Annotated in this window: 20 protein-coding genes; 12 read left to right on the top strand and 8 right to left on the bottom strand. The window is 72.7% G+C overall.

Features of this window, described 5'->3' with window-relative positions; all coding sequences use genetic code 11:
• The first annotated feature begins 42 nt into the window (after nt 1-42).
• The 3 genes from ACZOOI_RS35870 (at nt 43) to pcp (ending at nt 2493) form a co-directional block, all read left to right on the top strand.
• Nucleotides 43-807: a DUF969 domain-containing protein gene (locus ACZOOI_RS35870; protein ID WP_465283745.1), complete on the top strand. Its 765-nt coding sequence runs from the start codon at nt 43-45 to the stop codon at nt 805-807.
• Complete coding sequence (locus ACZOOI_RS35865; RefSeq protein ID WP_465283744.1) at nt 804-1772, top strand: DUF979 domain-containing protein; 969 nt, start codon at nt 804-806, stop codon at nt 1770-1772. Before ACZOOI_RS35870 ends, ACZOOI_RS35865 begins: the two co-directional genes overlap by 4 nt.
• A gap of 76 nt (nt 1773-1848) precedes the next feature.
• Nucleotides 1849-2493 (top strand): pyroglutamyl-peptidase I, encoded by a 645-nt coding sequence (pcp, locus tag ACZOOI_RS35860; RefSeq protein WP_465283743.1) that lies wholly within the window; start codon nt 1849-1851, stop codon nt 2491-2493.
• A gap of 51 nt (nt 2494-2544) precedes the next feature.
• Here the strand turns inward: pcp and ACZOOI_RS35855 are convergent, their stop codons facing one another.
• Nucleotides 2545-2676, bottom strand: a complete 132-nt coding sequence (locus ACZOOI_RS35855) for a hypothetical protein (protein WP_465283742.1) — start codon at nt 2674-2676, stop codon at nt 2545-2547.
• A gap of 302 nt (nt 2677-2978) precedes the next feature.
• On the opposite strand from ACZOOI_RS35855, the gene ACZOOI_RS35850 reads away from it, so the two are divergent.
• Together ACZOOI_RS35850 and ACZOOI_RS35845 are read left to right on the top strand one after the other, a co-directional pair.
• On the top strand, nt 2979-3521 hold the full coding sequence (locus tag ACZOOI_RS35850; protein WP_465283741.1) for a hypothetical protein: 543 nt from the start codon (nt 2979-2981) through the stop codon (nt 3519-3521).
• 257 nt (nt 3522-3778) lie between these two features.
• Nucleotides 3779-4417: a class F sortase gene (locus ACZOOI_RS35845; protein WP_465284110.1), complete on the top strand. Its 639-nt coding sequence runs from the start codon at nt 3779-3781 to the stop codon at nt 4415-4417.
• Between the two features lie 186 nt (nt 4418-4603).
• On the opposite strand, the gene ACZOOI_RS35840 is transcribed toward ACZOOI_RS35845, so the two are convergent.
• Together ACZOOI_RS35840 and ACZOOI_RS35835 are read right to left on the bottom strand one after the other, a co-directional pair.
• Entirely contained in the window at nt 4604-6382 is a 1779-nt protein-coding gene (locus ACZOOI_RS35840; RefSeq protein WP_465283740.1) for a histidinol-phosphatase, read from the bottom strand.
• 232 nt (nt 6383-6614) lie between these two features.
• Nucleotides 6615-6989, bottom strand: a complete 375-nt coding sequence (locus tag ACZOOI_RS35835) for a DUF2306 domain-containing protein (protein ID WP_465283739.1) — start codon at nt 6987-6989, stop codon at nt 6615-6617.
• Nucleotides 6990-7014: 25 nt separating this feature from the next.
• On the opposite strand from ACZOOI_RS35835, the gene ACZOOI_RS35830 reads away from it, so the two are divergent.
• Nucleotides 7015-7257 (top strand): response regulator transcription factor, encoded by a 243-nt coding sequence (locus ACZOOI_RS35830; RefSeq protein WP_465283738.1) that lies wholly within the window; start codon nt 7015-7017, stop codon nt 7255-7257.
• Between the two features lie 315 nt (nt 7258-7572).
• On the opposite strand, the gene fusA is transcribed toward ACZOOI_RS35830, so the two are convergent.
• Nucleotides 7573-9693 carry an elongation factor G gene (gene fusA, locus ACZOOI_RS35825; protein WP_465283737.1) on the bottom strand — a complete coding sequence of 707 codons (2121 nt, stop codon included), beginning with the start codon at nt 9691-9693 and terminating at the stop codon, nt 7573-7575.
• A 1055-nt stretch (nt 9694-10748) separates the two neighbouring features.
• Nucleotides 10749-11996 (bottom strand): MFS transporter, encoded by a 1248-nt coding sequence (locus ACZOOI_RS35820; RefSeq protein ID WP_465283736.1) that lies wholly within the window; start codon nt 11994-11996, stop codon nt 10749-10751.
• A gap of 119 nt (nt 11997-12115) precedes the next feature.
• Between ACZOOI_RS35820 and ACZOOI_RS35815 the strand changes: the two genes are divergently transcribed.
• The 4 genes from ACZOOI_RS35815 (at nt 12116) to ACZOOI_RS35800 (ending at nt 15503) form a co-directional block, all read left to right on the top strand.
• Complete coding sequence (locus ACZOOI_RS35815; RefSeq protein ID WP_465283735.1) at nt 12116-13027, top strand: winged helix-turn-helix transcriptional regulator; 912 nt, start codon at nt 12116-12118, stop codon at nt 13025-13027.
• 226 nt (nt 13028-13253) lie between these two features.
• Nucleotides 13254-14441: an alpha/beta fold hydrolase gene (locus tag ACZOOI_RS35810; RefSeq protein WP_465283734.1), complete on the top strand. Its 1188-nt coding sequence runs from the start codon at nt 13254-13256 to the stop codon at nt 14439-14441.
• Entirely contained in the window at nt 14408-14725 is a 318-nt protein-coding gene (locus tag ACZOOI_RS35805) for an alpha/beta hydrolase (RefSeq protein WP_465283733.1), read from the top strand. Before ACZOOI_RS35810 ends, ACZOOI_RS35805 begins: the two co-directional genes overlap by 34 nt.
• 298 nt (nt 14726-15023) lie before the next feature.
• Complete coding sequence (locus ACZOOI_RS35800; RefSeq protein ID WP_465283732.1) at nt 15024-15503, top strand: hypothetical protein; 480 nt, start codon at nt 15024-15026, stop codon at nt 15501-15503.
• Between the two features lie 73 nt (nt 15504-15576).
• Here ACZOOI_RS35800 and ACZOOI_RS35795 read toward each other — a convergent pair whose 3' ends face one another.
• From ACZOOI_RS35795 to ACZOOI_RS35785, 3 genes are all read right to left on the bottom strand, one after another.
• Nucleotides 15577-16380, bottom strand: a complete 804-nt coding sequence (locus ACZOOI_RS35795) for an IclR family transcriptional regulator (protein ID WP_465283731.1) — start codon at nt 16378-16380, stop codon at nt 15577-15579.
• A gap of 129 nt (nt 16381-16509) precedes the next feature.
• Entirely contained in the window at nt 16510-18666 is a 2157-nt protein-coding gene (locus ACZOOI_RS35790; RefSeq protein WP_465283730.1) for a SpoIIE family protein phosphatase, read from the bottom strand.
• A 45-nt stretch (nt 18667-18711) separates the two neighbouring features.
• The gene (locus ACZOOI_RS35785; RefSeq protein WP_465283729.1) at nt 18712-21276 is read right to left on the bottom strand and encodes a SpoIIE family protein phosphatase; all 2565 of its coding nucleotides are present in this window, start codon (nt 21274-21276) and stop codon (nt 18712-18714) included.
• Between the two features lie 352 nt (nt 21277-21628).
• On the opposite strand from ACZOOI_RS35785, the gene ACZOOI_RS35780 reads away from it, so the two are divergent.
• Nucleotides 21629-22237, top strand: a complete 609-nt coding sequence (locus ACZOOI_RS35780; RefSeq protein ID WP_465284109.1) for a hypothetical protein — start codon at nt 21629-21631, stop codon at nt 22235-22237.
• Nucleotides 22224-22901, top strand: a complete 678-nt coding sequence (locus ACZOOI_RS35775) for a class F sortase (protein ID WP_465283728.1) — start codon at nt 22224-22226, stop codon at nt 22899-22901. Before ACZOOI_RS35780 ends, ACZOOI_RS35775 begins: the two co-directional genes overlap by 14 nt.
• Nucleotides 22902-22962: the final 61 nt, after the last annotated feature.

Raw genomic sequence — 22962 nt, 5'->3', positions numbered from 1 at the left:
CTCGTCCCCCTGTTCGAGGACCCGAGCGTGGAAGGCTGCGCAATGATTGTGCTCCTCGGCGTCCTACTGGTGATCGTAGGGTTCGCCACTCGCCGCAACCCCCTGTTGGTGGTCGGCGTCTCCGGCGTGGCCACCGGCCTGCTCGGAGACCTGTCACCGCGCGAAGTGCTCGCCGCGTTCGGCAACGGCTTCGCGTCCAGCCGGGGCGTGACGATCTTCGCGATCACCCTGCCGGTGATCGGCATCCTGGAACGCAACGGCCTCCGAGAGCAGGCCCGTACCCTGATCGCGCGGTTCGGCAGGCTCACCACCGGGCGCTTCCTGGTGTTGTACCTGGGCCTGCGTCAGCTCACCGCCGCCGTCGGCCTGGTCACCCTGGGCGGACCGGCCCAGACGGTACGCCCGTTGGTGGTTCCGATGGCCGAGGGCGCCGCCGAGCGCAGCCACGGGCCGCTCCCGGACAAGGTCCGGGAGAAGATTCGTTCGCACGCCGCGGGCGCCGACAACGTCGGCCTGTTCTTCGGCGAGGACTGCTTTCTGGCGGTCGGTTCGATCCTGCTGATCACCGGCTTCGTGAACACCACCTACCACCAGCACATCGAGCCGCTGCACGTGGCGCTGTGGGCGATTCCCACCGCCGTCTTCGCGTTCCTCATCCACGGCGGGCGACTGCTGCGGCTGGACCGCACGTTGGCCCGCGAGTTCGCGGCGGTCGCCGCCGCCGGGCCGGTCGCCGAAACCGTCGCCGCATCCGTGTCCGCACGTCCCGCCGCCGATGGTGCCGTTGCCGAGGGGAAGCTCAAGTGATCGAGGTCGAGTGGTTCTTCTGGCTGGTCGGCGGCATCTTCCTGGTGATGGCCGGGCAGATGCTCGTGGACCGCAGCAATGCCAAGCGCTTCGGCAGCGCCGCGTTCTGGGGCCTGCTCGGTGCGGGCTTCATCTACAGCACCCGCGTCGTGGAGAAGACCTCCCCGGCCGAACCGCTGGGCGTGGCCGTACTGGTGATGGTGTGTCTGGCCGGCTTCGGCTTCACCGGCAAGGGCGCCGTGCACAGCACCGACAGCGAGCAGCGGGTGGCCATCGCCGCCCGCCTCGGCAGCCGCCTGTTCATTCCGGCACTGACCATCCCGGTGGTGGCGATGGTGTGTGCGGTGATCGTGAAGAAATGGCACATCGGCTCCGAACCGGTCCTGCAAAAGGGCAGCGAGACTCTCCTGGGCCTGGGCATCGGCGCGATCGTCGCACTCGTGGTCGGCATGATCGTGGTCCGCGAGAAGCGCATCAGCGTGCCGATCCACGAGGGCCGTTCGATGCTGGAGGCGATGGGTTGGGCGCTGCTGCTGCCGCAACTGCTGGCCACGCTCGGCTCGATCTTCCAGGTCTCGGGGGTCGGCAAGCAGGTCGGCGTGCTCACCTCGAAGGTGCTGCCGGAGGGCCAGATCTACATCGCGGTGATCGTGTACTGCCTGGGCATGTTCCTGTTCACCACGATCATGGGCAACGCCTTCGCCGCGTTCCCGGTGATGACCGCGGCGATCGGCTGGCCGGTGCTGGTGGTCGAGGGTGGCGGCGACCCGGCGGTGGTGCTCGCCCTGGGCATGCTCGCGGGCTTCTGCGGCACGCTGTGCACCCCGATGGCGGCCAACTTCAACCTCGTGCCCGCGGCCCTGTTGGGGCTCAAGGACCAGTACGGGCCGATCAAGGCGCAACTGCCCACCGCGGGCGCGCTGTTGGTCGTCAACATCGGCATCATGTCGGCCTTCGCCTTCTGAGCCCGCCCGGCAACTGTTCCCCGCCTCCTTCCGTTTGCCTCGTTCCGCTCGCTCGCCGTCCCAGGAGACAACAGTCATGACCCGCGTACTCGTCACCGGATTCGACACCTTCGCCGGTGAGGCCACCAATCCCTCGTGGGAGGCCGTGCGGCTGCTCGCGGACGCACCCGAACCGGGCCTGGCGGTTACGGCGGTGAAGCTGTCCTGCGTGTACGGGGTGGCGCTGAAGGAACTGCGGGCGGCCGTCGAGCGGATCGATCCCGACCTGGTGCTGTGCGTGGGCCAGGCCGGCGGCCGGCCGGACGTCACCGTGGAGCGGGTCGCGGTCAACATCGACGACGCCCGGATCCCGGACAACGCCGGCCGGCAGCCGATCGACACACCCGTCGTCGAGGCGGGCCCCGCCGCGTACTTCGCCACGCTGCCGGTCAAGGCGTGCGTCGCGGCGGCCCGCGCGGCCGGTGTGCCCGCATCGGTGTCCCAGACGGCCGGCACCTTCGTCTGCAACCACGTCTTCTACGGCCTGATGCACCTGCTCGCCACCGAACGCCCCACCACCCGCGGCGGCTTCGTGCACGTGCCGTTCTCCTCCGACCAGGCCACCGATCGGGTGGTCCCCTCACTCCCGTTGCCCACCATCACCGCCGGCCTGCGCGCGATCGTGACCACGGCCGCCACCCGCACGGACGACATCACCGCCCCGGGCGGCGCCACCCACTGAACCCCACCGGGGCGCACCGGCGGTGGCGGCCACCGGCAGAGGCGGCGAGGCTCACTCCCGGCCCGGGCGCGGGACCGCGGCGAACGGCGGGAGGGTGAACCGGGCCAGGACCCGGCGGCGCAGCGCCTCCGGGCCCGCGATCGCCACCACGCCGGAGCGCAGCGCCTCTGGCGGATGTCCCACAGCAGCAGCTTCGGATCCAGGTCCTCAGGTCGGTCGGGCGGCTGTGCCCGGGGCGCCGGGTGGGGTCGAGTACCGAGGGTCACCCATTCGGCCAGTTCGCGGGCGAGTCGTGCGAACCGGGTCCCGATACCGGGTGGGGTGCGGAAACCCGGGGCCCGGTGGGTGACACAGTGTATCCAGTCGGCTTCGAGGCGGCATTCTCGGCATGCGAGGGGCCGTGCGCCCGGCTTATCTGGAAGTCGCGAGCACGGCTGTCCCAGCGGTAGGTCGCTACCGCGTCCGGGCTCGCCGGAGGTTGCATCATGCGTTCGATCACCAGGTTTGCGGGCGCCGTGCTTCTCGGTGCGAGTCTCGCGCTGGCCGCTCCCACGGCCGGCCACGCGGCCCCCGCCCGTATTCAGGTGGACCCGGCGGACTGCGCCAAGGCGGTCGCCGCGGCGGCGAAGGCCCAATTGCAGTATGACGCCGCGGTCGCGGACTTCGCCAAGGGCGCGGCCGCAGCGGCCGGGCGGCCCGACAAGTCCCGGCAGGAACAGCTCGACCGCACCAAGACCGAGATGAGCACCGCGACCTCGGCCGCCGGCACGGCCTGCCCGGACGTCAAGATCCCCGCCGGCGAGGGCGGATCCGACAAGGGCCGGGCGGACGCGGCCCAGGCCGCGCACGGCGGCGCGGCCGGATCCGACGGCAAGCACGCCCAGGCCCCCTCGGGCAGCATGCACACCGGCGCCGGTGGTACGTCCGGCGCTGCCGGCGGCAGCGAAGTCGCGCTCGGCGCGGGCCTGTTCGCCGCCGGTGCGGGCGTCGTCGTGCTGCGTCGCCGACGCGGCACGGACCGAATCTGAGCGGAACCCTCACCGCTCGGACCACCGCGTTCCCGCAACGCCCGGCCCCGGTCGCGGCGGTGCGGGAACGCGGGTGGAACACACCGACCATGCGGGTGACTTCGGGCCACGCCCAGCCAAGTCACGCCGGGAGCAACCGACGACAGCCCGATCAGCCGCTGCAACCGCGCCGCCCAGCCCGGGCGCGCCGGGAGCAACCCCCGTCAGGAGCAGCAGTGGACCCTTCGGCCCCGCCCGACGAAGGTCGCAGGCGCACCATGGGGCCGGTGGGCGCCGGCGTCGTCGCGATGTGCCTCGGCGCCGCGTTGATCGTCAACGGCACCGGGGCCGCCCATCCGCCGCCGCAGCCCGGCGAGGCCCGGGTCTATCCGGACGAGCCACGCCCCGCGCCGGACGAGCCGCCGCCGCTGGCCCCGCTGGCGTCCGCGGCGCCGATCCGGGTGCGGATCCCGGCGATCTCGGTGGACGCACCGCTGACCGGTCTGGGTCTGGAGGACGGCGGCCGACTCGCGGCCCCGCCCGACGACGAGGTCAACCTCGCGGGCTGGTACCGCAACGGCACCGCACCCGGTGCGGGTGGTACCGCGATCGTGGCCGGGCACGTGGACACCCGGGAGGGTCCGGCGGTCTTCTACCACCTCGGCGAACTGCATCGGGGGAACACCGTCGAGGTGGATCGCGCCGACGGCGGCACGGCGATCTTCACCGTCGACGCGATCGAGGTCTACCGCGCCGAGCAGTTCCCCGACCGCCGCGTCTACGGCGCCGCGAAGGGCGCGGAGTTGCGGCTGATCACCTGCGGGGCCGGCTTCGACCGGGCCGAGCAGCGCTACCTGGGCAATGTCGTCGCGTTCGGGCACCTGACCGGCCTGGTCTCGCAACGGCACACGTCCTGAAACGCCGCCGCCCCGCCGACCGGATGGCCGTCGGGGCGGGGCGAACGGTGGGGGCGAACAGCGCGGCGGGGTCGAGGCCGAAGCCGGGACCGGGGGGCCCGGGTCCGCGCCGAGCGCCCCGACCCCCGCCCCCACCTCGACTCCGGCCAGGCCCCTGCCTCGCCGTACCGCGTGCGGGTGGTCGCCTCAGTGCGAGCCCTTGACGTCGACGAAGATCGGGTTGCTGTAGAACCAGATGTCGCGCCACGGGTCGCCGTCGTTGTTCGGGTGCTGGATCGGGCCGGCCGGGTCGACGCCGGCGCCGAACGGGCCCACGCCGTGCCGGTTGCCGTCGCTGCCGCGCAGGCGGACGTAGTACGGCTTGTTCCGGCGCGGCAGTTGCACCTTCAGGGTGTAGGTGCCGGTGCGGCCGGACACGTCGATGCGCTTGCTCACCCGCGTGTCCGGGGCCTGCCACGAGTCCGCGTCGCGGGACTTGCCGGTGACCGTTCCGGTGATCACGTCCACGTGCGCGAGCCGGGGCACCTCGCCGTGGTAGTTGGGCCGGCTCGCGGTGGTGATCCGGATGTAGAGGGTGGCGCCGCGGTTGGCCGCCAGCGGCAGCCGGCCGCCCAGGGTGACCGGCTCGGTGTGGCCGTTGTCCGCGACCATCCACACGTCCAGGCCGTCCAGAAGCTGGCCGTGGTCCACCCACACCCGACCGGCCCGCAGGCCGGCCATCACGTCGCGGTAGCCGAAGCGCTCGACACCCACGTGGGTGCGGCTGAACTGACCCGGCCAGAAGTCGCTGCCGGGCTGCGGGACTCCGGTGTCCACCGGCAGCGGCTTGGAGCCCAGGTCGTCGAAGCCCTTGCCCGGCGGGTAGGCGCCGTCCGCGTGGGTGTCGAACATGGTGCGGTGGTTGTCCGAGTTCGAGGTGACCGACCACAGCCGGCCCTCGGCGAGCAGCGCGTCCCACATGCCGCCGACCGTCGAGGTCATCCAGTCGAAGCCGCCGTGCGTGCGGTAGCTCTCGATCGGGTACCTCGGCCAGCTCTGCGGCGACGGCGCGTTCTGGTACTCGCCGCGCTGGAAGGTGCCCGGGCCCGACTGCCCCTCGCGGAACTTCACCCAGGCCGGGTCGGCGTTCGCCTGCGAACCCGGTGCGCCCTCGAAGCCGAGGAAGATCGAGGGGTCCGCGTCCTGCCACGCGCGCAGTTCGTGCGGCGAGACGATGCCCAGCCGGCTGGGGTGGTTGGCCAGCACCAGGACGTCCTCGACGAAGCCCTCACGCCGGCGTTGCCCGAGCCAGCGGATCGCCTCCACCGCCTTGGCCTCGTTGGCCGCGGTGACCGGGTCGCCGGGGGCGCCCACGTCGAACTTGTTCAGCTTGGCGTCGAAGGTCAGCTCGAATCGGCGGAGCAGTTCCACCTCGTTCCGGCCGGGCGCGACCATCACGGTGGCGTGCTCGGCGGCGGGGACGTACCACTCCAGGCCCTGGAAGATCAGCACCCGGGGGTTCTCCTGGCGGGCCTTGACGATCTCCGCGTGCTCGCGCTCCGCGCCGCCGGCGTTGGCGTGGCCGAAGTTGGCGTGCTCGGTGTAGACGATCCAGTCCAGGCCGAACTGCCGACCCTGCGCGGCCGACTGGGCGAAGCCGTACTTGGCGTCGTGGCTGTAGACCGTGTGTACGTGGTGGTCGCCCACCAGGTAGACGAACCTGCCGGGCGGGCCGTCCTGGCCCGGCCGCGAACTCGCCTGCACCGCATCGTCGGACTCGGCCGCGGCGGCCGAACCCGCACCCACCGCGCCGAGCGCCGACGCGCCGAGGAAGCCGGCTCCGAACAGGCCGGCCCGACCGATCAGACCACGCCGGGACACACCCTGCGGGTCGAGCCGGTCCTCGGCCACCTCCGGGTCCGCCCATTCGGGCAACTGCGGAGTGGGGTGGTCGTCGGGTCGGTTCGAGTGGTCCTCGGTCGCCATGTGCGTTCCTCCGGTCTGGGGCATCGGCGGATGCCGCGGCAGACGCTATGGGCCGTAGGTGGCGATTGGGCGACATCCGCCCTTCGCGCACATGACGGGCACAATGATCTTGAGGTATCCGGGCATCGACCGGCATCGACCGGCATCGACCGGCATCGACCGGGCGGACCGGCATGAACCGGCTCGAAAAAGCTCGGACCGGCTCGAACCCGCTTCGACCGGATGCCTCAGCTCAGCCGGCCCGCGGCTGCGGATCGGGCGCCGGGTCGCGGGCCGGCTCGGCCCGCCGGTGCCCGGCCGGCGGGCGTTGGCCGCGCCGGCGCAGCAGCAGTTCGACCACGATCAGATTGGGCACCCAGCACAGGAACGGGACGACCCGGTACGCGCGGTCGAAGTCGCTCATCGGGATCAGGACGACCAGCCACAGGCGCAGCGTCACCGCCGCGTAGGTGAACGCGAAGGCACGCTGCATCCACCGCCGGTGTTCGCCGACCGTGCCCCAGCGGATGGCCCGCAGGCCCATCCGTGCGCAGGTCACCCACAACACCGCCGGCATGCCGAAGCCGGCCGTACCCACTGCGCCGGCCAGGTTCAGCGGCGCCGGCACCAGGCCGGCCGCGCACGCCGCGCGCGTGGGGCCGGATCACGCGTGCGCGGCCCGGCTCACCGAGCGCGAGGCGGACGTGTTGCGGGCAATGGCGCTGGGCCTGTCGAACACCGAGATCGCCCGCACGCTGCATCTGTCCGTGGAGACGGTCAAGACGCACGTCAAGCACATACTGGCCAAACTGCACGTGCGCGACCGTACCCAGGCGGTGGTGTGGGCCTACCGAACGGGCTTCGCGTACCGCGGTGCGGTGGCCGCCCCGGACTGATCCGGACCGAATCCGGGTCGGGGGCCGCGAGGTTGGGGCGAGGGTGTTCGCGCCTGTCGGCGCAGGCGTCGCGGGATCGGGTCCCGGGCGTCTTCGCGCCTGCCGGCATGGCGTCGTGGTGTCGGGTCCGGAGGCGTTCATGCGTGTCGGAGCATGCGTCGCGCAGTCGGTGGGTCGTCACGTGCCGATGCGTGCCGCTGCCCGCCGATGCCGCGCAGCGTGGGCGGCCTCCCGTCGTGTCGGTCGCGACGGGAGGCCCGATCCGAGGGTGCGGAGTTCCGCGTGGTGACCGGAACTCCGCACCCCCGTCGGCGATTACGCCGTGCCCGCCTTGGCGAGGATCGCCTCCGCGACGTGCCCGGGTACTCGGGCGTACGCGGCGAACTCCATCGTGTAGCTCGCCCGACCCGAGGTCCGGCCGCGCAGGTCGCCCACGTAGCCGAACATCTCGGCGAGCGGCACCAACGCCGTGACCACCTTGGCGCCGGAGCGCTCGGTCATCGTGGCGACCTGTCCACGCCGGGCGTTGAGGTTGCCGATGACCTCACCCAGGTAGTCCTCGGGCGTGGTCACCTCGACCGCCATCGTCGGTTCGAGCAACGCCGGCGACGCGAGTCGCGCGGCCTCCTTGAAGGCCAACGATCCGGCGATCCGGAAGGCCATCTCGGACGAGTCGACGTCGTGGAAGTCGCCGTCGAGCAGGGTGACTCGAAGCCCGGTGAGCGGGTAGCCGGCCAGCACCCCGAACTCCATCGCGGCGCGGCAGCCCGCGTCCACCGACGGGATGAACTCCTTCGGGATGCGCCCGCCGGTGATCTTGTCGACGAACTCGTAGCCCTCTCCCTCCAGTGGTTCGATCGCGATCCGGACCTTGGCGTATTGGCCCTTGCCGCCGGTCTGCTTGCGATAGGTGTAGTCGTGCCCGGCCACCGCCGCGCACACCGTCTCGCGGTAGGCGACCCGGGGCCGGCCGACGTCGGCGGCGACGTCGAACTCCAGCCGCATCCGGTCGACCAGCACCTCCAGGTGCAGTTCGCCCATGCCGGAGACGATGGTCTGGCCGGTCTCCCGGTCGGTCTTGACCCGGAAGGACGGATCCTCCTCGGCCAGGCGCTGGATGGCGACGCCCAGTTTCTCCTGGTCCGCCCGGGACCTGGGTTCGATCGCCACTTCGAGCACCGGTACGGGGAAGTCCATCGATTCCAGGATCACCGGGTGCGCCGGATCGCACAGGGTCTCGCCGGTGGTGGTCTGCCGCAGCCCCATCACCGCGACGATGTCGCCGGCGCCCACGGACGCGATCTCCTCTCGTTTGGCGGCATGCATTCGGTAGATCTTGCCGACCCGTTCCTTGCGACCCTTGACCGGATTCTGCACCTGGTCGCCGGCGGCGAGTCGGCCCGAGTACACCCGGATGAAGGTCAGCTTGCCCAGGTGCGGATCACTCGCGATCTTGAACGCCAGTGCCGCGAGCGGCTGTTCGTCCGACGGTTTGCGCTCGACCTCGGTCCGTTCCGCGTCGACCGCGTGACCCACGATCGCGTCCACGTCCAGCGGCGACGGCAGATAGCGTACGACGGCATCGAGCAGTGGCTGAACTCCCTTGTTCTTGAAGGCGGTTCCACACAGGACCGGAGTGACGGTGCGACCTTCGTCGAGACCGGAGGCGATGGTGATCCGCCGGATCGCGGCGTGCAGCTGCGCCTCGGTGGGCTCCTCGCCCGCCAGGTACAGCTCCAACATCGCCTCGTCGTGTTCGGCCACGGTCTCCAGCAGTCGGCCGCGCCAGGTCAGCGCGGTCGCCAGGTACGCGGCCGGGATCTCGACGTCCTCGTACGCCTCGCCGAGTCCGCTCTCGGCGGACCACAACAGGGCCCGCATGCGGACCAGGTCGACCACGCCGCGGAAGTCGGCCTCGGCGCCGATCGGCACCTGCACGACCAGGGCCACCGCGCCCAGCCGTTCGCCGATCATCTCGACGCAACGATGGAACTCGGCGCCGGTGCGGTCGAGTTTGTTGACGAAGCAGATCCGGGGCACCCGGTAGCGGTCCGCCTGCCGCCACACCGTCTCGGACTGCGGTTCGACGCCGGCGACCCCGTCGAAGACGGTCACCGCGCCGTCGAGCACGCGCAGGCAGCGTTCCACCTCGACGGTGAAGTCGACGTGGCCGGGCGTGTCGATCAGGTTGATCCGGTGCCTCACCCCGTCCAGGGTCCAGTCGCAGGTGATCGCGGCGGACGTGATGGTGATGCCGCGATCGCGCTCCTGCGGCATCCAGTCCGTCGTGGTGGTGCCGTCGTGCACTTCGCCGATCCGGTGCGAGGCGCCCGTGTAGAACAGGATGCGCTCGGTGGTGGTGGTCTTGCCGGCGTCGATGTGGGCCATGATCCCGATGTTGCGGATGCCGGCGAGGTCGCGGGCGGTTGTGGTCATGACGGGTCTTCTCTCCTGCTCGACGGGATGGATGGTGACGAATCCGGGCAGCCGGCATCGACCCGTCGCCCCGCCGAGCCGGCCCGGCGCGCGGCACGGCCGCGTGCGGTGGGTGAACGGCACGGAGGGAAACGGATTTCATCGGATGGCAGGCATGCCCCGGGCGCGGTGGCCGCCGGGACCTATGCGCGCGCTACCGGACACACCCCATCGACCCATGCGCGCACCGCGCACGCACCGGTCGGCGACACCGCCCGCCGGTACGCGGGCGGGACGGTGTGCCGGACCGGTGCGGCGCGGGGCGCGGCACGGTCGGTCGGTGGGGGATCAGGGTGCGGGCGCCGGCGGAGCCGGGACGGACCGGGCTCGGCGCGGGGCGGCGGCCTTCGGGTCGGCTCGGGGGCGGCTGTTCGGCCGCGGGCCGGTGGGTGGGACGACCGTGGTCGTCACACCGCCTACCGGCGGCGGTTCAGCCGCGAGGCGACCCGGAGCGATCGGGCCAACGGCCCTTCCACGGCTCCCGGTTCGTCGTCGGATGCGCGCTCCGCGGGCGGTTGCCGAACGCGTGGCGCGGCTCACCGATCCGCTTGCAGGTCACATCCATGCCCCCAACCTAGATCAGGAACTGCCGCACGGTCACCTGGATTTCCCGCCCCGCTCGCGAACGGCGCGCAGCGCCGCAGCGCCGGGATCGGGGTCGGCGAGCACAGTCGGTGAGCCACCGGCCGGCGGCGGGCGCGGCCCGTACCGACACCCGCCTCGGCCGGGCCGACCCCCCGCGCCAGCTCGCTCGCGAGCCTGCCCGAGTCCGCACCCCGCCGCCCGACCACCCGCGCCTGCCTGCCCGTCCGTGCGCCTGCCCACCCGTCCCGGCCGGGCGGGCGGGTGAGCGGGGGCACGGCGGTAGTTCCGCGGGCGCAGGGCGGAGCCGAGAGTGGCCGGCGGTCTCGATCCGGGCACCGATCTCGACCCCGACTCCGGTCCCGAACCCGGCGCTGATCCGCTGCCGGCCTCGGTCCCGGTCGCAGCCCCGTGGGCCCCACGGGCGCCCCGCCTCAGATCAGGTCTCGTTGGGTGCGGATCGGGCTCGACCACAGTACGAGGGGGGTCAGGAAGGCGATTCCGCACAGTGTGGCCAGGGCGGCCCGGTTGCCCAGCCAGGTTGCGATCAGGCCGGCGGTCAGCGCGCCGATCGGGATCGCGCCCCAGGACACGAACCGGACCGTGGCCATCACCCGCGGCAGCAGGTCGGGCGGGGTCACCGTCTGGCGGTGGGTGCGGGTGAGGATGCTGAGCACCACGACCCCGGCGCCGAAGCCCGCGTTCGCCACCGCGAAGACGAGCAGTCCGAGACCGTGGCCGGCCAACGGCACGAACCCGAGCGCGACGGCGCCGAAGAGCGCGGCCCCGATCAGGGCGCGGGCGCTGCCCACCCGGGCCACCAGGTGCGGGGTCAGCGCCGCGGCGAGCAGGCTGCCCATCCCCTCGGAGGCGATCAGTACGCCCACCAGCGCGGCCGGCGCGTCGAGGGTGCGCACCAGGAACGCCGGGACGAGCGCCAGCAGCGCGCCGCAGACGAAGTTGACGGTGGTCGCGGCGGCCACGCACGGGCGGATCACCGGGTGTCGGCGTACGTAGCGCAGCCCCTCGGAGATCAGCGCGGACACCGAGGGCCCGGCGGTGGTCGACGTGGTCCGGGCCGGGCGCGGCAGGCCGCGCAGCAGCACCGCGGACACCAGGAAGCTGACCGCGTCCACCAGCAACCCGCTCGCGGCGCCGCACAGTTGCACCAGCACACCGCCCAGGGACGGCCCACCGAGCTGGGTGGCCGAGACGGAGCCCGAGGTGAGGCTGTTGCGGGCGGTCAACTCCTCCTTGCTCACGATCGACGGGAGCAGCGTCGCGTTGCCCACGTCGAAGACCACGCTCGCCAGGCCGACCACGAAGGCGACCACGATCAGTTGCCACAGGCGCAGCACCCCCAGGGCCCACGCGAGCGGGACGGAGGCGACCGCGACGGCCCGCAGCACGTCCATCGCGACCTGGGTGCCGCGCAGCGGGAGTCGTTGCACGATCACTCCGGCCGGGAGCCCGATCAGGATCCACGCGGTGTATTGCGCGACGGTGATCAGACTGACCTGGAGGCTGCTCGCGTGCAGGCCCTGGAGCGCCACCAGTGGCAGTGCGACGGCGGTCACCGCGTCGCCGACGTGGCTGACGGTCGTGGCGGTCCAGTAGCGCCAAAACGCGCCGGCCGTGCGGGTGGTGGTCGGGCCGGCCTCGCTCGTCGTCGTTTCGCTCATCTGCGCCCCCGGAATGCCTGGCCCACCGGGCGGCCGAGCCGGGCCCGCCGGACGAGCAAGTGAGTAACCAATGGAAACTCACTATAGTGAGCGGGTCGAACCAGGCAAGGCGAGGTCACATGCGATACACGGATCTGACGGACGCCGACTGCGCCATCACCCAGGCGCTCGGCATCGTCGGCGACTGGTGGACCCTGCTGCTGATCCGCGATGTCGCGGCGGGCGTGCACCAGTTCGGCGCACTGCACGAGCAGGTCGGGATCAGCCGCAAGGTGCTGGCCCAACGGCTCAAGGCACTGGTGGAGCACGGGGTGCTGGAGAAGCGGCTCTACCACCCGCACCCGCCGCGCTACGAGTACCACCTCACCGAATCCGGTCGCGGCCTGCTCCCCGTCCTGGTCGCACTACAGAACTGGGGCTCACGGCACGTCCTGGGCGACGGCACGCTCACCGCCACCGGCGAATCCGACTCGGCCGAGGCCCGTCAGGCGCACGCCCTGGTCGGCACCCGGCTGCCCGCACTGACCCTGCGCACCGCCGCCGACGAGCGCATCGACCCGATCGCGGACACCGGGTGGACGGTCCTGTACTGCTTCCCCGGCGCCTACGCTCCCGGCCTCCAGGGCCATCCGCCCGGCTGGGACCGGATCCCCGGCGCACCCGGCTGCACGCTGGAATCGTGCACCTACCGCGACCGGCTGGCCGAATTCACCGACCGTGGCGCCACCGTACGCGGCGTGAGCACCCAACGCCCGGACGAATTGGCCTCGTTCGCCCGGCACGCGAACATCCCGTTCCCGCTGCTCTCGGATGCCGACCTGGAACTGACCGCCGCGTTGCGGCTGCCCACCTTCCGGGCGGCGGGCGTGGACCGGCTCAAGCGCCTGACGCTGCTCCTGGACGACACCCGCACGGTCCGCGGCGTGCTCTACCCGCTGCCCGACCCGGCCGGCTCCGTGGAGGACGCGCTCACCCTGATCGACACCCGCCCGACCCGGACCACGCACGCCGGTCAACGAGTCGATCGGTAGGACGTCCCCGCTCACCCGCAGGTGGCACCCGCACGGCGACACCGCTACCTCCCGACGGCCCCCGACCCGGTACGCGTGAGGGACGCGCCGCCCACAGGCCCCTTCCTAGCCTCGCAGCATGCGCCCACCAGTACCGCGAAACTCCCGTCCGCAACTGAACTCGCCACGAAATAGCGGACATCGGTCGGCATCGCGCTCCGGCGGACGAAGCGTTCGCCTGCTCGCCGTGTTCGTCGCCTGCGCGAGCGTCGCAGGTCTCGGCACGGCCGCCGGCCCCGCCCGCGCCGCCGCCGAACCCGCCGCCGCCTCGATCGCCCGACCGCTCACCTGGCAGCCGTGCGCCGAGGACCCCACCGCCGACTGTGCCGAGCTGACCCTGCCCGTCGATTGGTCCCGCCCGCACGGCCCGAGCTTCGAGATGGCCGTCGTCCGCCGCAAGGCGACCGACCCCACTCGGCGGATCGGCTCCCTGGTGGTGAACTTCGGCGGACCGGGCTCGCTCGGTGTGGACGACGTACTGACCACCTACAAGGACTTCTTCTCGGCGCAGGTGAACGCGCGCTTCGACCGAGTCGGCTTCGACCCGCGCGGCTGGGGCCGCAGCGCCGCGCCGACCTGCCCCCAGGCCGGGCCGAGGCCGACCGCCGACCCCACCACACCGGCCGGCTTCGCCGAATTCGCGGCCGACAACCATAAGTTGGTGCACGGCTGCCGCGCCGGCACCGGCCCGCTGTACGACCGCCTCGACACGCTCTCGGTGGTCCGCGACATCGAGGCACTGCGGGCCGCACTCGGCGATCGGCGGCTGACCTTCTGGGGCGTGTCCTACGGAACACTGATGGCACAGCAGTACGCCGAGCTGTTCCCGCAGCGGGTCCGGGCGTTGGTCGCGGACAGCAACATGGACCACAGCGTGGGCGGTGCGGACTTCCTGCGGGCGCAGGCCGCGACCGTCGAGGACTCCTTCACCGAATTCGTGAACTGGTGCGCCGCGGCCGCGGACTGCCCGCTGCACGGCGCCGACGTCGGCGCACTGTTCGAGCGGCTCTACGCCCGGGCCGAGGCGGGCACCCTGTACGAACCCGGCAACCCGACCCGCGGCGTGCGCCCGAGAAACCTGCTGTCCGCGATCCAGTGGAAAATCTCCTACCTCAAGGAGGCGCCCACCGACACGCTCGCCGGCGCCAACGCCGCTCCGCCGCCGACCTCCTCGCCGCCCTGGACGCCTCGCCGCCCAGGCCCGCGCCGCCGATTCCCGACATCCCGGACTCGGACGCGCGCAGCAGGCAGTCCGTGCTCTGTGCCGACTGGCGACTGGACATACCCGACGCGGGCACGCTCGCTGCCATCGACCGCCGCTCGCAGACGATCGCGCCGCACATGCGCCGCTCGATCCAGGCATGGGACGCGATGACCTACTGCCTGGGTCGCCCGATGCCCGTGAGCAACCCGCCGCGTCCCTACCGGATACCCGGCCACACCCCGATCCTGCTGGTCAACAACCTGCACGACCCGCAGACGCCATACTCATGGGCGGTGCACGCGGCCCGGCAGATCCCCGGCGCGACCCTGCTCGCCGTAGACGGCTGGGGTCACATGAGCTACGACAAGAGCCGTTGTGCCGCCGCACTGACCGACCGCTACCTGATCGACCTCGCCATGCCGGCGCCCGACACCCACTGCGCACCCGACGATTAGTCGGCTCGACCCACTTCGGGTCGCCGGCTCGCGCCGTGCGAGCCGGCGGCCCGACCGCCGTCTCCGGCTCGACGCGGAGCGAATCGAGACGCCGTGGGGACGTCGCCCCCGTCGGGCATGATCCGCACCACGGTGCTTTGTGGTGGACTTCGGCGGAATCGGCGTGTTCGGGGCCGGATGTGGGCAAGAATGCGCCCAACGGCGGGCCCGCGACGACGGACTCGGCGACGACGCGGTTCCGGGGTGGGCGATGTGCGTCGGTCGGCCCGCCCGGCGGCCACAACTGCGGGGGGTCGGTGTGGAGGCAGAGTTGATGACCTTGGCGGCATCGGGCGCGACCACGATGGTCGGGCTGATGGTGTCCGAGTCCTGGGCGCAGGCCCGGACCCGGATCGCCGCCCTGTTCGGCCGGGGCGATCCGGCCCAGGGGATCGTGGTCGAACGCGAACTGGACTCTTCCCAACGCGAGTTGTCCGTGGCCCGGGAGTCCGGTGACGATCCGGTGATCGCGGACATCGAGGCCGAGTGGCGCACCCGGCTGCGTCGCCTGCTCCGCGCCGATCCGGTGGCGGCGGCGGAACTGCGCGCGCTGCTCGACGAGTTGGCGCCGTTGCTGCCGGCGGAGGCGGCGGGTGCGGTGCACAACACGATCAGTGGCGGCACCCAGCAGGGCCCGGTCGTCCAGGGACGAGACTTCACCGGCCTGACCTTCGGCTCGCCGGGCATCGTGCCACCGCCACCGGACCCGGCCCGGGGCGGTCCCGAACCGCGCCGCTGACCACGCGCCGCGCTCCGCCGTCCGTCGGCAGAGCCGGCTCCCGGCCCGCGCCCGCCGTCGTTGCCGCGTCGTCCTACAGGCCCATCCGAGCCACCTGGACGGACAGTTCGCCCGCCGAGGCGACCACGGCCGACACGTAGTCCGGTACCTGCTCGTCGGGCACCCGGTGGGACAGCGCCGCGATGCTCACGGCCGCCACGACGTCGCCGTCCTCGCGGCGCACCGGGGCGCCGATGCCGAGCACGTCCGGGTCGAGTTCGCCGCGTGCCACCGCGTAGCCCCGGGTGCGGATCTCGGCGAGTCGCGTGCGCAGCCGCTCGGGGTCGGTCACGGTGGCGTCGGTGAACCGGGGGAGCGGGCGGGCCAGGAGCCGGTCGAGCTCGGCGTGGTCGGCCCAGGCCAGCAGGGTCAGTGCGGCGGCGCCGGCGTTGAGCGGCAGCACCTGTCCGCGCTCGTAGGACAGCCGCAACGTGTGCACGGCCTCCTCGCGTTCGAGGCAGACCACCGCATCGCCGGCCCGGCGGGTCAACAGCACCGGCTGACCGACCGCACGGGCCAGGGTGCGCAGCACCGGACGGGCCAGGTCGGACAGGCCGACGCCCTTGCGGGCCAGCCGGGCCAGGTCCAGCACCCGGGGCCCGAGCCGGAACCCGGAGCCGCCGTCGTTCTCCTCCAGGAACCCGTTGGCGGTCAGGCTCTGCAGATAGCGGTACGCGGTGGAGCGGGCGACGCCCAGGTGCTCGGCGACCTGGTTCGCGGACAGCGCGAGTCGGTCGTCGCCGAACAGCAGAAGGATGTCCAAGGCGCGGTCCGCGGTGGAGTTGCGCCCGCGATACGTCTGCCCACTTCCTGATTCGCGGGGGATGGTTCCTGACATGCGAAAAACCGTAGCAGGGCTCGCGGTGACACCCGAGAGCCCCGGGGCTCGTGGTGAGACCACGGAGCGCGGGCCCGCGACGCCGGGGCGTCGCGGGCCCCGAGGCGGGACCGAGGACAGGCCCCGGGCTCACAGCGGGGCCGGCAACAACTGCTCCGTCCAGATCGTCTTGCCGTCGCCCGTGTAGCGGGTGCCCCAGCGCTGGGTGAACTGGGCGACCAGGAACAGCCCGCGCCCGCCCTCGTCCGAGGTGCGCGCGTGCCGCAGCCGGGGGCTGGTGCTGGTGGCGTCGGAGACCTCGCAGATCAGCGTGGCGTCGCGGATCAGCCGCAGCCGGATCGGCCCGGACGCGTACCGGATCGCGTTGGTGACCAGTTCGCTGATCACCAGCTCGGTGGTGAACGCGATGTCCTCCAGTCCCCATTCGGCGAGTTGTCGGCCGGTGAGCGTGCGGGCCTCGGCCACGATGGCCGGGTCGGCGGGCAGCTCCCAGGACGCCACCCTGGAGGAGTCCAGGGTGCGGGTGCGGGCGATCAGCAGGGCCACGTCGTCCGGCGGCGGATTGTGCGTCAGCGTGTTCAGCACCGAGCGACACAGCTCGTCCAGAGGCCGGTCCGGTTCGGCGAGCGAGGCGCGCAGCCGATCCATGCCGAAGTCCACGTCCCGATCGCGGGTCTCGATCAGGCCGTCGGTGTAGAGCACCAGCAGACTGCCCTCGGGCAGCTCGAACTCGGCCGACTCGAACGGCAGGCCGCCCAGGCCCAGCGGCGGCCCGGCGGGCAGGTCGAGGAACTCCACCGCGCCGCCGGGGCGGACCAGGGCGGGCGGCGGGTGCCCGGCGCGGGCGAACGTGCACAACCGGCTGACCGGGTCGTACACCGCGTACAGGCAGCTGGCGCCCAGTGCGGTGGTGTCCACGCCGCCCTCGCCGGTGCCCTCCTCGTCGACGAACCGGATGACCAGGTCGTCCAGGTGGGCGAGCAACTCGTCCGGTGGCATGTCCAGGTCGGCCAGGGTGTGCACCGACGCGCGCAGCCGGCCCATCGTCGCCGCGGCGTGCGTGCCGTGGCCGGCCACGTCGCCGACCACCAGGGCGACCCGGGCGCCGGACAGCGGGATCACGTCGAACCAGTCGCCGCCGACCCCGGCCCGGTCGTCGGCGGGCAGGTAGCGACTGGCCACCTCGACCGCGGTCTGTCGGGGCAGTCCGTGCGGCAGCAGGCTGCGCTGCAGGGCCAGTGCGGCGGCGTGCTCGTGGGTGAAGCGGCGTGCGTTGTCGATGCACACCGCGGCGCGCGAGACGAACTCCTCGGCCAGGATCAGGTCGTCGCCCTCGAACGGGTCCGGGGTGTCCCGGCGGAAGAAGTGCGCCATGCCCAGGATCGTGCCGCGGGCCCGGATCGGGACCACCATCATCGAGTGCAGGCCCACCGTGCGGGTGCGCTCCGTGGACACTTCGTCCTCGGCCAGCCAGGGCAGGATCACCGGGTCCAGGACCGGCTCCAGGACCGCCTTGCCGTCGACCAGGCAGCGCGCGCCGGGGGAGTTGCGGGCGACCGGGGCCCGCTCGCCGATCCGGGCGATCGACTCGGCCGGGTCGCCGTCGGTCCTGCCGTCCCGGCCCTCGCGGGCCGAGCGCTGCCCGAGTCGGATCAGCTCCGGGTTGTCCCGGCTGACCGGGCCGGGCGCCGGCTCGATCCCGCCGAGCACCGGTTCCAGCAGGTCGACCGCGACGAAGTCGGCCAGGTCGGGGACCGCGACGTCGGCGAGTTCCTGCGCGGTGCGCGCGACGTCCAGGGTGGTTCCGATCCGGGCCCCGATGTCGCTGAGCAGCGCGAGCCGCTGCCGGGCCCGCCAGCGGTCGGTGACGTCGATGACGAGGTAGCACACCCCCGCCGGTGTTCCGGTGCTGTCGTCCAGCCGGAAGAACGAGGTGGAGTACGCGTGCACGTGGTCCGGGTCGCTCGCGGTGCGGCCCTGGTACTCGTGGTCGATCAGCGGGACCCCGGTCTCCAGCACCTCGCGCATCCGCGCCTCGATGGTCTCGGCGGGCAGGCCGGGCAGCACCTCGGAGAGCCGCCGGCCCAGGCGCAGCGCACGCGGGATCCCGCCGTTGCGTTCGAGCTGGTCGTTCAGCCACACGCAGCGCAGCTCACGATCGACCACCGCCATGCCGACGGGTGCCCGGTTGAGCAGGTGGTCGAGCAGCGCCCGGTCCGCGCCCCACGGCACGGAGGACGCGTCGGCACCGGCATCGTCGGCACCGGCCGGGGTGGGTGTGCCCATCGAGCCCTCCTGTTCCTCCTCGTTCCATGGTCGCGCGTTTGCCGCTCAGCGCAGATCGGCCGAGTCCCCCGCACCCGGCGCCGGTCCGGCCGCCCCCGGCTTCGCGGGCCGGGTCGCCGGCCGCCGGGTCAGCAGCACGGCCACGTCGTCGGCCCGCTCGGTCAATCGGCCCGCGTCGCGCAACATCCGGTCCGCGAGTTCGGCCAGGCCCGCGTCGGGGGCCTGCGACAACGACGCGCGCATCCGGTCGATGCCCAGGTCCAGGTCGGTGCCGGCCTCCTCGACGAGGCCGTCGGTGTACAGGGCCAGGACCGAGCCCGGCTCCAGGGCCAGCCGAGTCACCGGATACTCGGCGGCCGGGTCCACCCCGAGCAGGGTGCCGCCGGCCACGTCGAGGACCCGGGTACGCCCGTCCGGGCCGCGCAGCAGCGGTGGCGGGTGGCCCGCGCGAACCGCCTCGGCGTTGCCGGTGGCCGGGTCCAGTTCGATGTAGCAGCAGCTGGCGAACAGGCCGGGATCCAGATCGGCGAGCAGCCGGTTGGTGCACCGCACCACCTCGTCGGGTCGTTGTCCGCCGGTGGCGAAGGCGCGGACGGCGCTCCGCAGTTGGCCCATGGTGCCGGCGGCGGCCACGTTGTGCCCCTCGACGTCGCCGATCACCAGGGCGACTCCGCGCCCGGTGTCGATCACGTCGTACCAGTCGCCGCCGATCTCCATGCCCTGGGTGCCCGGCAGGTAGCGGGCCACCACCTCCAGGTCGGGCAGGTCGGGCAACCGGTGCGGCAGCAGGGCGTGCTGCAGGCCGCGGGCGAGGGCGAATTCCGCGTCGTAGAGCCGGGCTCGTTCCAGCGCCTGGGCGATCAGGCCGCTGAGCGCGGTGAGCACCGAGCGCTCCTCGGGGGTGAACACGTGGTTGCGGTCGAAGCCGAGGATGCAGCTGCCCACCGACCGGTCCGAGGCGATCAGCGGCAGGAACGCCCACGCGGACATCTCGTCGAGCGGGATGCCCGGATACGCCGCGGCCAGTTCCTCGGCCGATTCGAAGAAGATCGGCACGCCGCGGGTGAGCGCCTCGACGCCGGGCAGCGAGGCGTCCAGCGGGACACCCTCGAACCGGTCCAAGAAGTTCTCGGGGTAGCCGGTCTGCAGGGCCAGGAAGAAGCGTTTGTCCCGGACGATGTAGATCGCCAGCTCCCGGCCGCCGAAGGCGGGCAGGATCTGGTCGGCGACCACCTCGCACACCTCGCCGACCGACACCGCCTCGGTGAGCGCGCCCGCCATCTGGAGCACGTGGTAGATCGCCCCGAGCCGGGGCGGCTCGGTCTCGGTGCGGGAGGCATCGGCCTCGGTCGCCCGGCCGCCGGCGCCCGGTGGCGCGCCCACCGGGACCACCTTGCCGGTCAGCCCGTACGGGTCGGGGTAGAGCGAGAACGCCAGCCAGCGGTCGCGCGGGGTGTGGGCCAGGAAGGAGCCGGGCTGCTGGGAGAGCATCGCCGCCCGGTAGCGATCCTCGTAGGACGGGTCGGCCAGCCAGGGCAGGGCCTCCCAGGGGGTCCGGCCCAGCACGTCCTCCAGCCGCACGCCGAGCAGGTCCGCCAGGTTGCGGCTGGCGTAGGTGATCCGGCCGCCCGGGTCGAGCGAGAAGACGCCGTCGCGCAGCCGCTCCACCGCCTCCGCGGCGGCTGCGCCGGCACCCAGGTCCAGCACCGCGCCCACCAGGTGTCGCGACCGGTCGCCGGACCCCTCGTCGGGAACCCGGCCCCACACCTCCAGCGGCCGGCCGGCACCGTCGCGGCCGGCCACCTGGAGCCGCCAGGCCAGTACCCGGCCGGTCGCCACGGCCTGCCGCGCGGCATCGCGAAACTCCTGCCCGCCGCCGGAGATCACCCGAGCCGCCAGGGTCGTCGCGCGTCGATCGAAGTCGGCCGGGTCGACGCCGAACAACTCGCACAACTCCTCGTCCGCGTCGAAGTAGCCGGTGGCCACGTTCCAGTCGAACAGGCCCACCCGGATCAGCGGGAACGTGTTGGCGGGCAGCAGGGTCACCGTGGGTGGGCCGTCGTAGTCGATGGGCACACCGCGGGCGATTCGTGCGCCGAGCGCGTTGCCCAGGCGCTGGGCCGCGGCGCGCAGACTGCGCCGGCGCGAGGGGGGCAGGCCGCGTCCGGGGGAGGCGGGCCACATCACACACACCACGCCGAACGTCTCGGTGCCCGCGCGGACCGGCGCCGAGGCGGACGCGTAGGCGTAGGGCATGCCCAGGGCCAGCTGCGGAAAGCGCCGCATGGTGTCGCCGTCGTCGGCGAGGAAGACGATGCGGCCGGTGCGGTAGGCCTCGGGGGCGGGCAGTGCGCCGGTGACCGCGACTCGACTCCACGGACCGAGCAGGGACAGGGCCAGTCCGGCGACCTTGGTCAGGACCAGCGAGCGCCGATCGGGTGAGCGCAGGTAGACCACCCCGGCGTAGGCGCCGGTGCCCCGGACCGCGCTGTCCAGGCACGTGGAGCAGTCGGCCAGGACGGCTTCGCGTTCCTGGTCGAGGTCGGCCTCGCTGTGCACCGCACGAAGGGGACGAGGCCCGGCGCCGGGCCCCGGCGCCGCGCCGGTCATGGGCGCCACCCACGTCCGGACACCGGGCGTCTTCGTACCGTGCGGCGCGGCGGCCGCTCCGCTGCTTGCGCGCACATATGTCTCGGATTACGCCTACTCGGACCCGATGTCAAACCGGCGTATTCATGAGTGGATCCGGCATATTGCCACGCGGGCCGCCCGGGTGTCGCCGGGCCGGGTGTCCGAGCCGGGGCGGGACGACGGCGGTGCAGGTGCTGCGACATACGGGTGAATCCGTGACGGGGTGGTGTGTGTCGTCGCCGTGGGGGCGGATGCGGAAGGCACCGTCGGAATGTCCCATCTTCAGGTGATGCGACCACCTTTATCCGTCCTCTTCGTGGAGCCCATCGTGATGCCATCCCCGTGCCATAGTCCGTCCACCCGCACCCGGCGGCTGACCCTCGCGGCGATCGCGCTGGGTGCCGCCACGCTCGCCGGTACCGGCGCCGCACATGCGCTGCCGATGGCGCCGGGGGACAACGGCGACGTGAAGGTGCACATGAGCACCACGTCGCCGACCGACCAGCGCAACGAACCCAAGGTGTGCCTGTTCAACCTGGCGGCGTTCAACTTCGACACGCTCCAGTCCGTCACCTACACGATCGCCCCGCAGCCGGCGAACAGCGCGGGATCCGTGCTGGGCGGGACCATCACCCTCACGGACGGCACCGGTCACACCCCGAACCTGTCGCTGCCCAACGGGCAGTACAAGCTGGTATGGACCTTCGAGGGCGAGCAGGGGGCCGGCAAGCAGAAGGTCTTCAGGGTCGACTGCCCCGCCGGCGCGACCACCGGTGGCGGCCGGCCCGCAGGCAGCGTCAACGCCGGTGGTGGTGGCGGCAGTTCGCAGGTGGACGCGGGTGAGGTGGCGGCCGGCGTGCTGGTCGCGGGCGCAGCGCTCGGCGGCTTCGGCCTCTACCTCGCCCGTCGTCGCCGTGCCGCGGGCGATGGGACGAACTGAGCCCGCGCCGGCGCAGCGCGCGCGTCGCTCCGGCCCGTTCGCGGCCGGGGCGACCGCGTTGGCGGTCGCCGTCGGACTGTGGCTGGTCCAGCACGGATCCGGCGGCCCGGTCGAGCGGCCGCCGGCTCCCGTCGCGGACGCGGCCCGGGTGCCGGTCCAGGCCCGAACCCCGAACGACGCGCCGCACCGGGTGGACGCCGCGCCGCTGACGGCGTCGGCGCCGACCCGGATCAGGATTCCGGCGATCGGCGTCAACGCGCCGACGAGTGTGCTGGGCATCGGTCCGGACCGGCGGCTGGCCACCCCGCCGGTGGGCAACAAGAACCTGGTCGGCTGGTATGGCGACGGTGTCACCCCCGGTGCCCGCGGAAACGCGATCACCGTCGGCCACGCGGACACCCGCTCCGGCCCGGCCGTGTTCTTCAAGCTGGGCCTGCTCCGGGTGGGGGACCGGATCGAGGTGCAGCGGCGGGACCGCCGGACGGCGGTCTTCGCGATCGACGCGGTCCGGTCCTACCCGAAGGACGCCTTTCCCGACGACGTGGTCTACGGGCCGACCGAGGCCGCGGAGTTGCGGGTGATCACCTGCGGTGGTCGCTACGACAAGCACACCGGATACGCCGCGAATGTCGTGGTCTACGCGCATCTGACGGGCAGCCGGTAGGGCTGCTCGACCCGTCCGCGATGCCGACCCGCACCCGCCTTTCGCGCGGGGCGGGATCGGC

It is taken from the genome of Embleya sp. L77 (genome assembly GCF_055557415.1).
The sequence above is the reverse complement of the archived record's forward strand: the minus strand, read 5'-3'. Positions and strand labels throughout refer to the sequence as shown.

Bases quoted from the DNA above. Each gene is read 5' to 3' on its own strand.
- fusA (WP_465283737.1), bottom strand. From the start codon at position 9,693: ATGACCACAACCGCCCGCGACCTCGCCGGCATCCGCAACATCGGGATC.
- ACZOOI_RS35820 (WP_465283736.1), bottom strand. From the start codon at position 11,996: ATGAGCGAAACGACGACGAGCGAGGCCGGCCCGACCACCACCCGCACG.
- pcp (WP_465283743.1), top strand. From the start codon at position 1,849: ATGACCCGCGTACTCGTCACCGGATTCGACACCTTCGCCGGTGAGGCC.
- ACZOOI_RS35780 (WP_465284109.1), top strand. From the start codon at position 21,629: ATGCCATCCCCGTGCCATAGTCCGTCCACCCGCACCCGGCGGCTGACC.
- ACZOOI_RS35840 (WP_465283740.1), bottom strand. From the start codon at position 6,382: ATGGCGACCGAGGACCACTCGAACCGACCCGACGACCACCCCACTCCG.
- ACZOOI_RS35785 (WP_465283729.1), bottom strand. From the start codon at position 21,276: ATGACCGGCGCGGCGCCGGGGCCCGGCGCCGGGCCTCGTCCCCTTCGT.
- ACZOOI_RS35775 (WP_465283728.1), top strand. From the start codon at position 22,224: ATGGGACGAACTGAGCCCGCGCCGGCGCAGCGCGCGCGTCGCTCCGGC.
- ACZOOI_RS35795 (WP_465283731.1), bottom strand. From the start codon at position 16,380: ATGTCAGGAACCATCCCCCGCGAATCAGGAAGTGGGCAGACGTATCGC.
- ACZOOI_RS35805 (WP_465283733.1), top strand. From the start codon at position 14,408: ATGCGCCGCTCGATCCAGGCATGGGACGCGATGACCTACTGCCTGGGT.
- ACZOOI_RS35790 (WP_465283730.1), bottom strand. From the start codon at position 18,666: ATGGGCACACCCACCCCGGCCGGTGCCGACGATGCCGGTGCCGACGCG.
- ACZOOI_RS35815 (WP_465283735.1), top strand. From the start codon at position 12,116: ATGCGATACACGGATCTGACGGACGCCGACTGCGCCATCACCCAGGCG.
- ACZOOI_RS35850 (WP_465283741.1), top strand. From the start codon at position 2,979: ATGCGTTCGATCACCAGGTTTGCGGGCGCCGTGCTTCTCGGTGCGAGT.
- ACZOOI_RS35870 (WP_465283745.1), top strand. From the start codon at position 43: ATGATTGTGCTCCTCGGCGTCCTACTGGTGATCGTAGGGTTCGCCACT.
- ACZOOI_RS35845 (WP_465284110.1), top strand. From the start codon at position 3,779: ATGGGGCCGGTGGGCGCCGGCGTCGTCGCGATGTGCCTCGGCGCCGCG.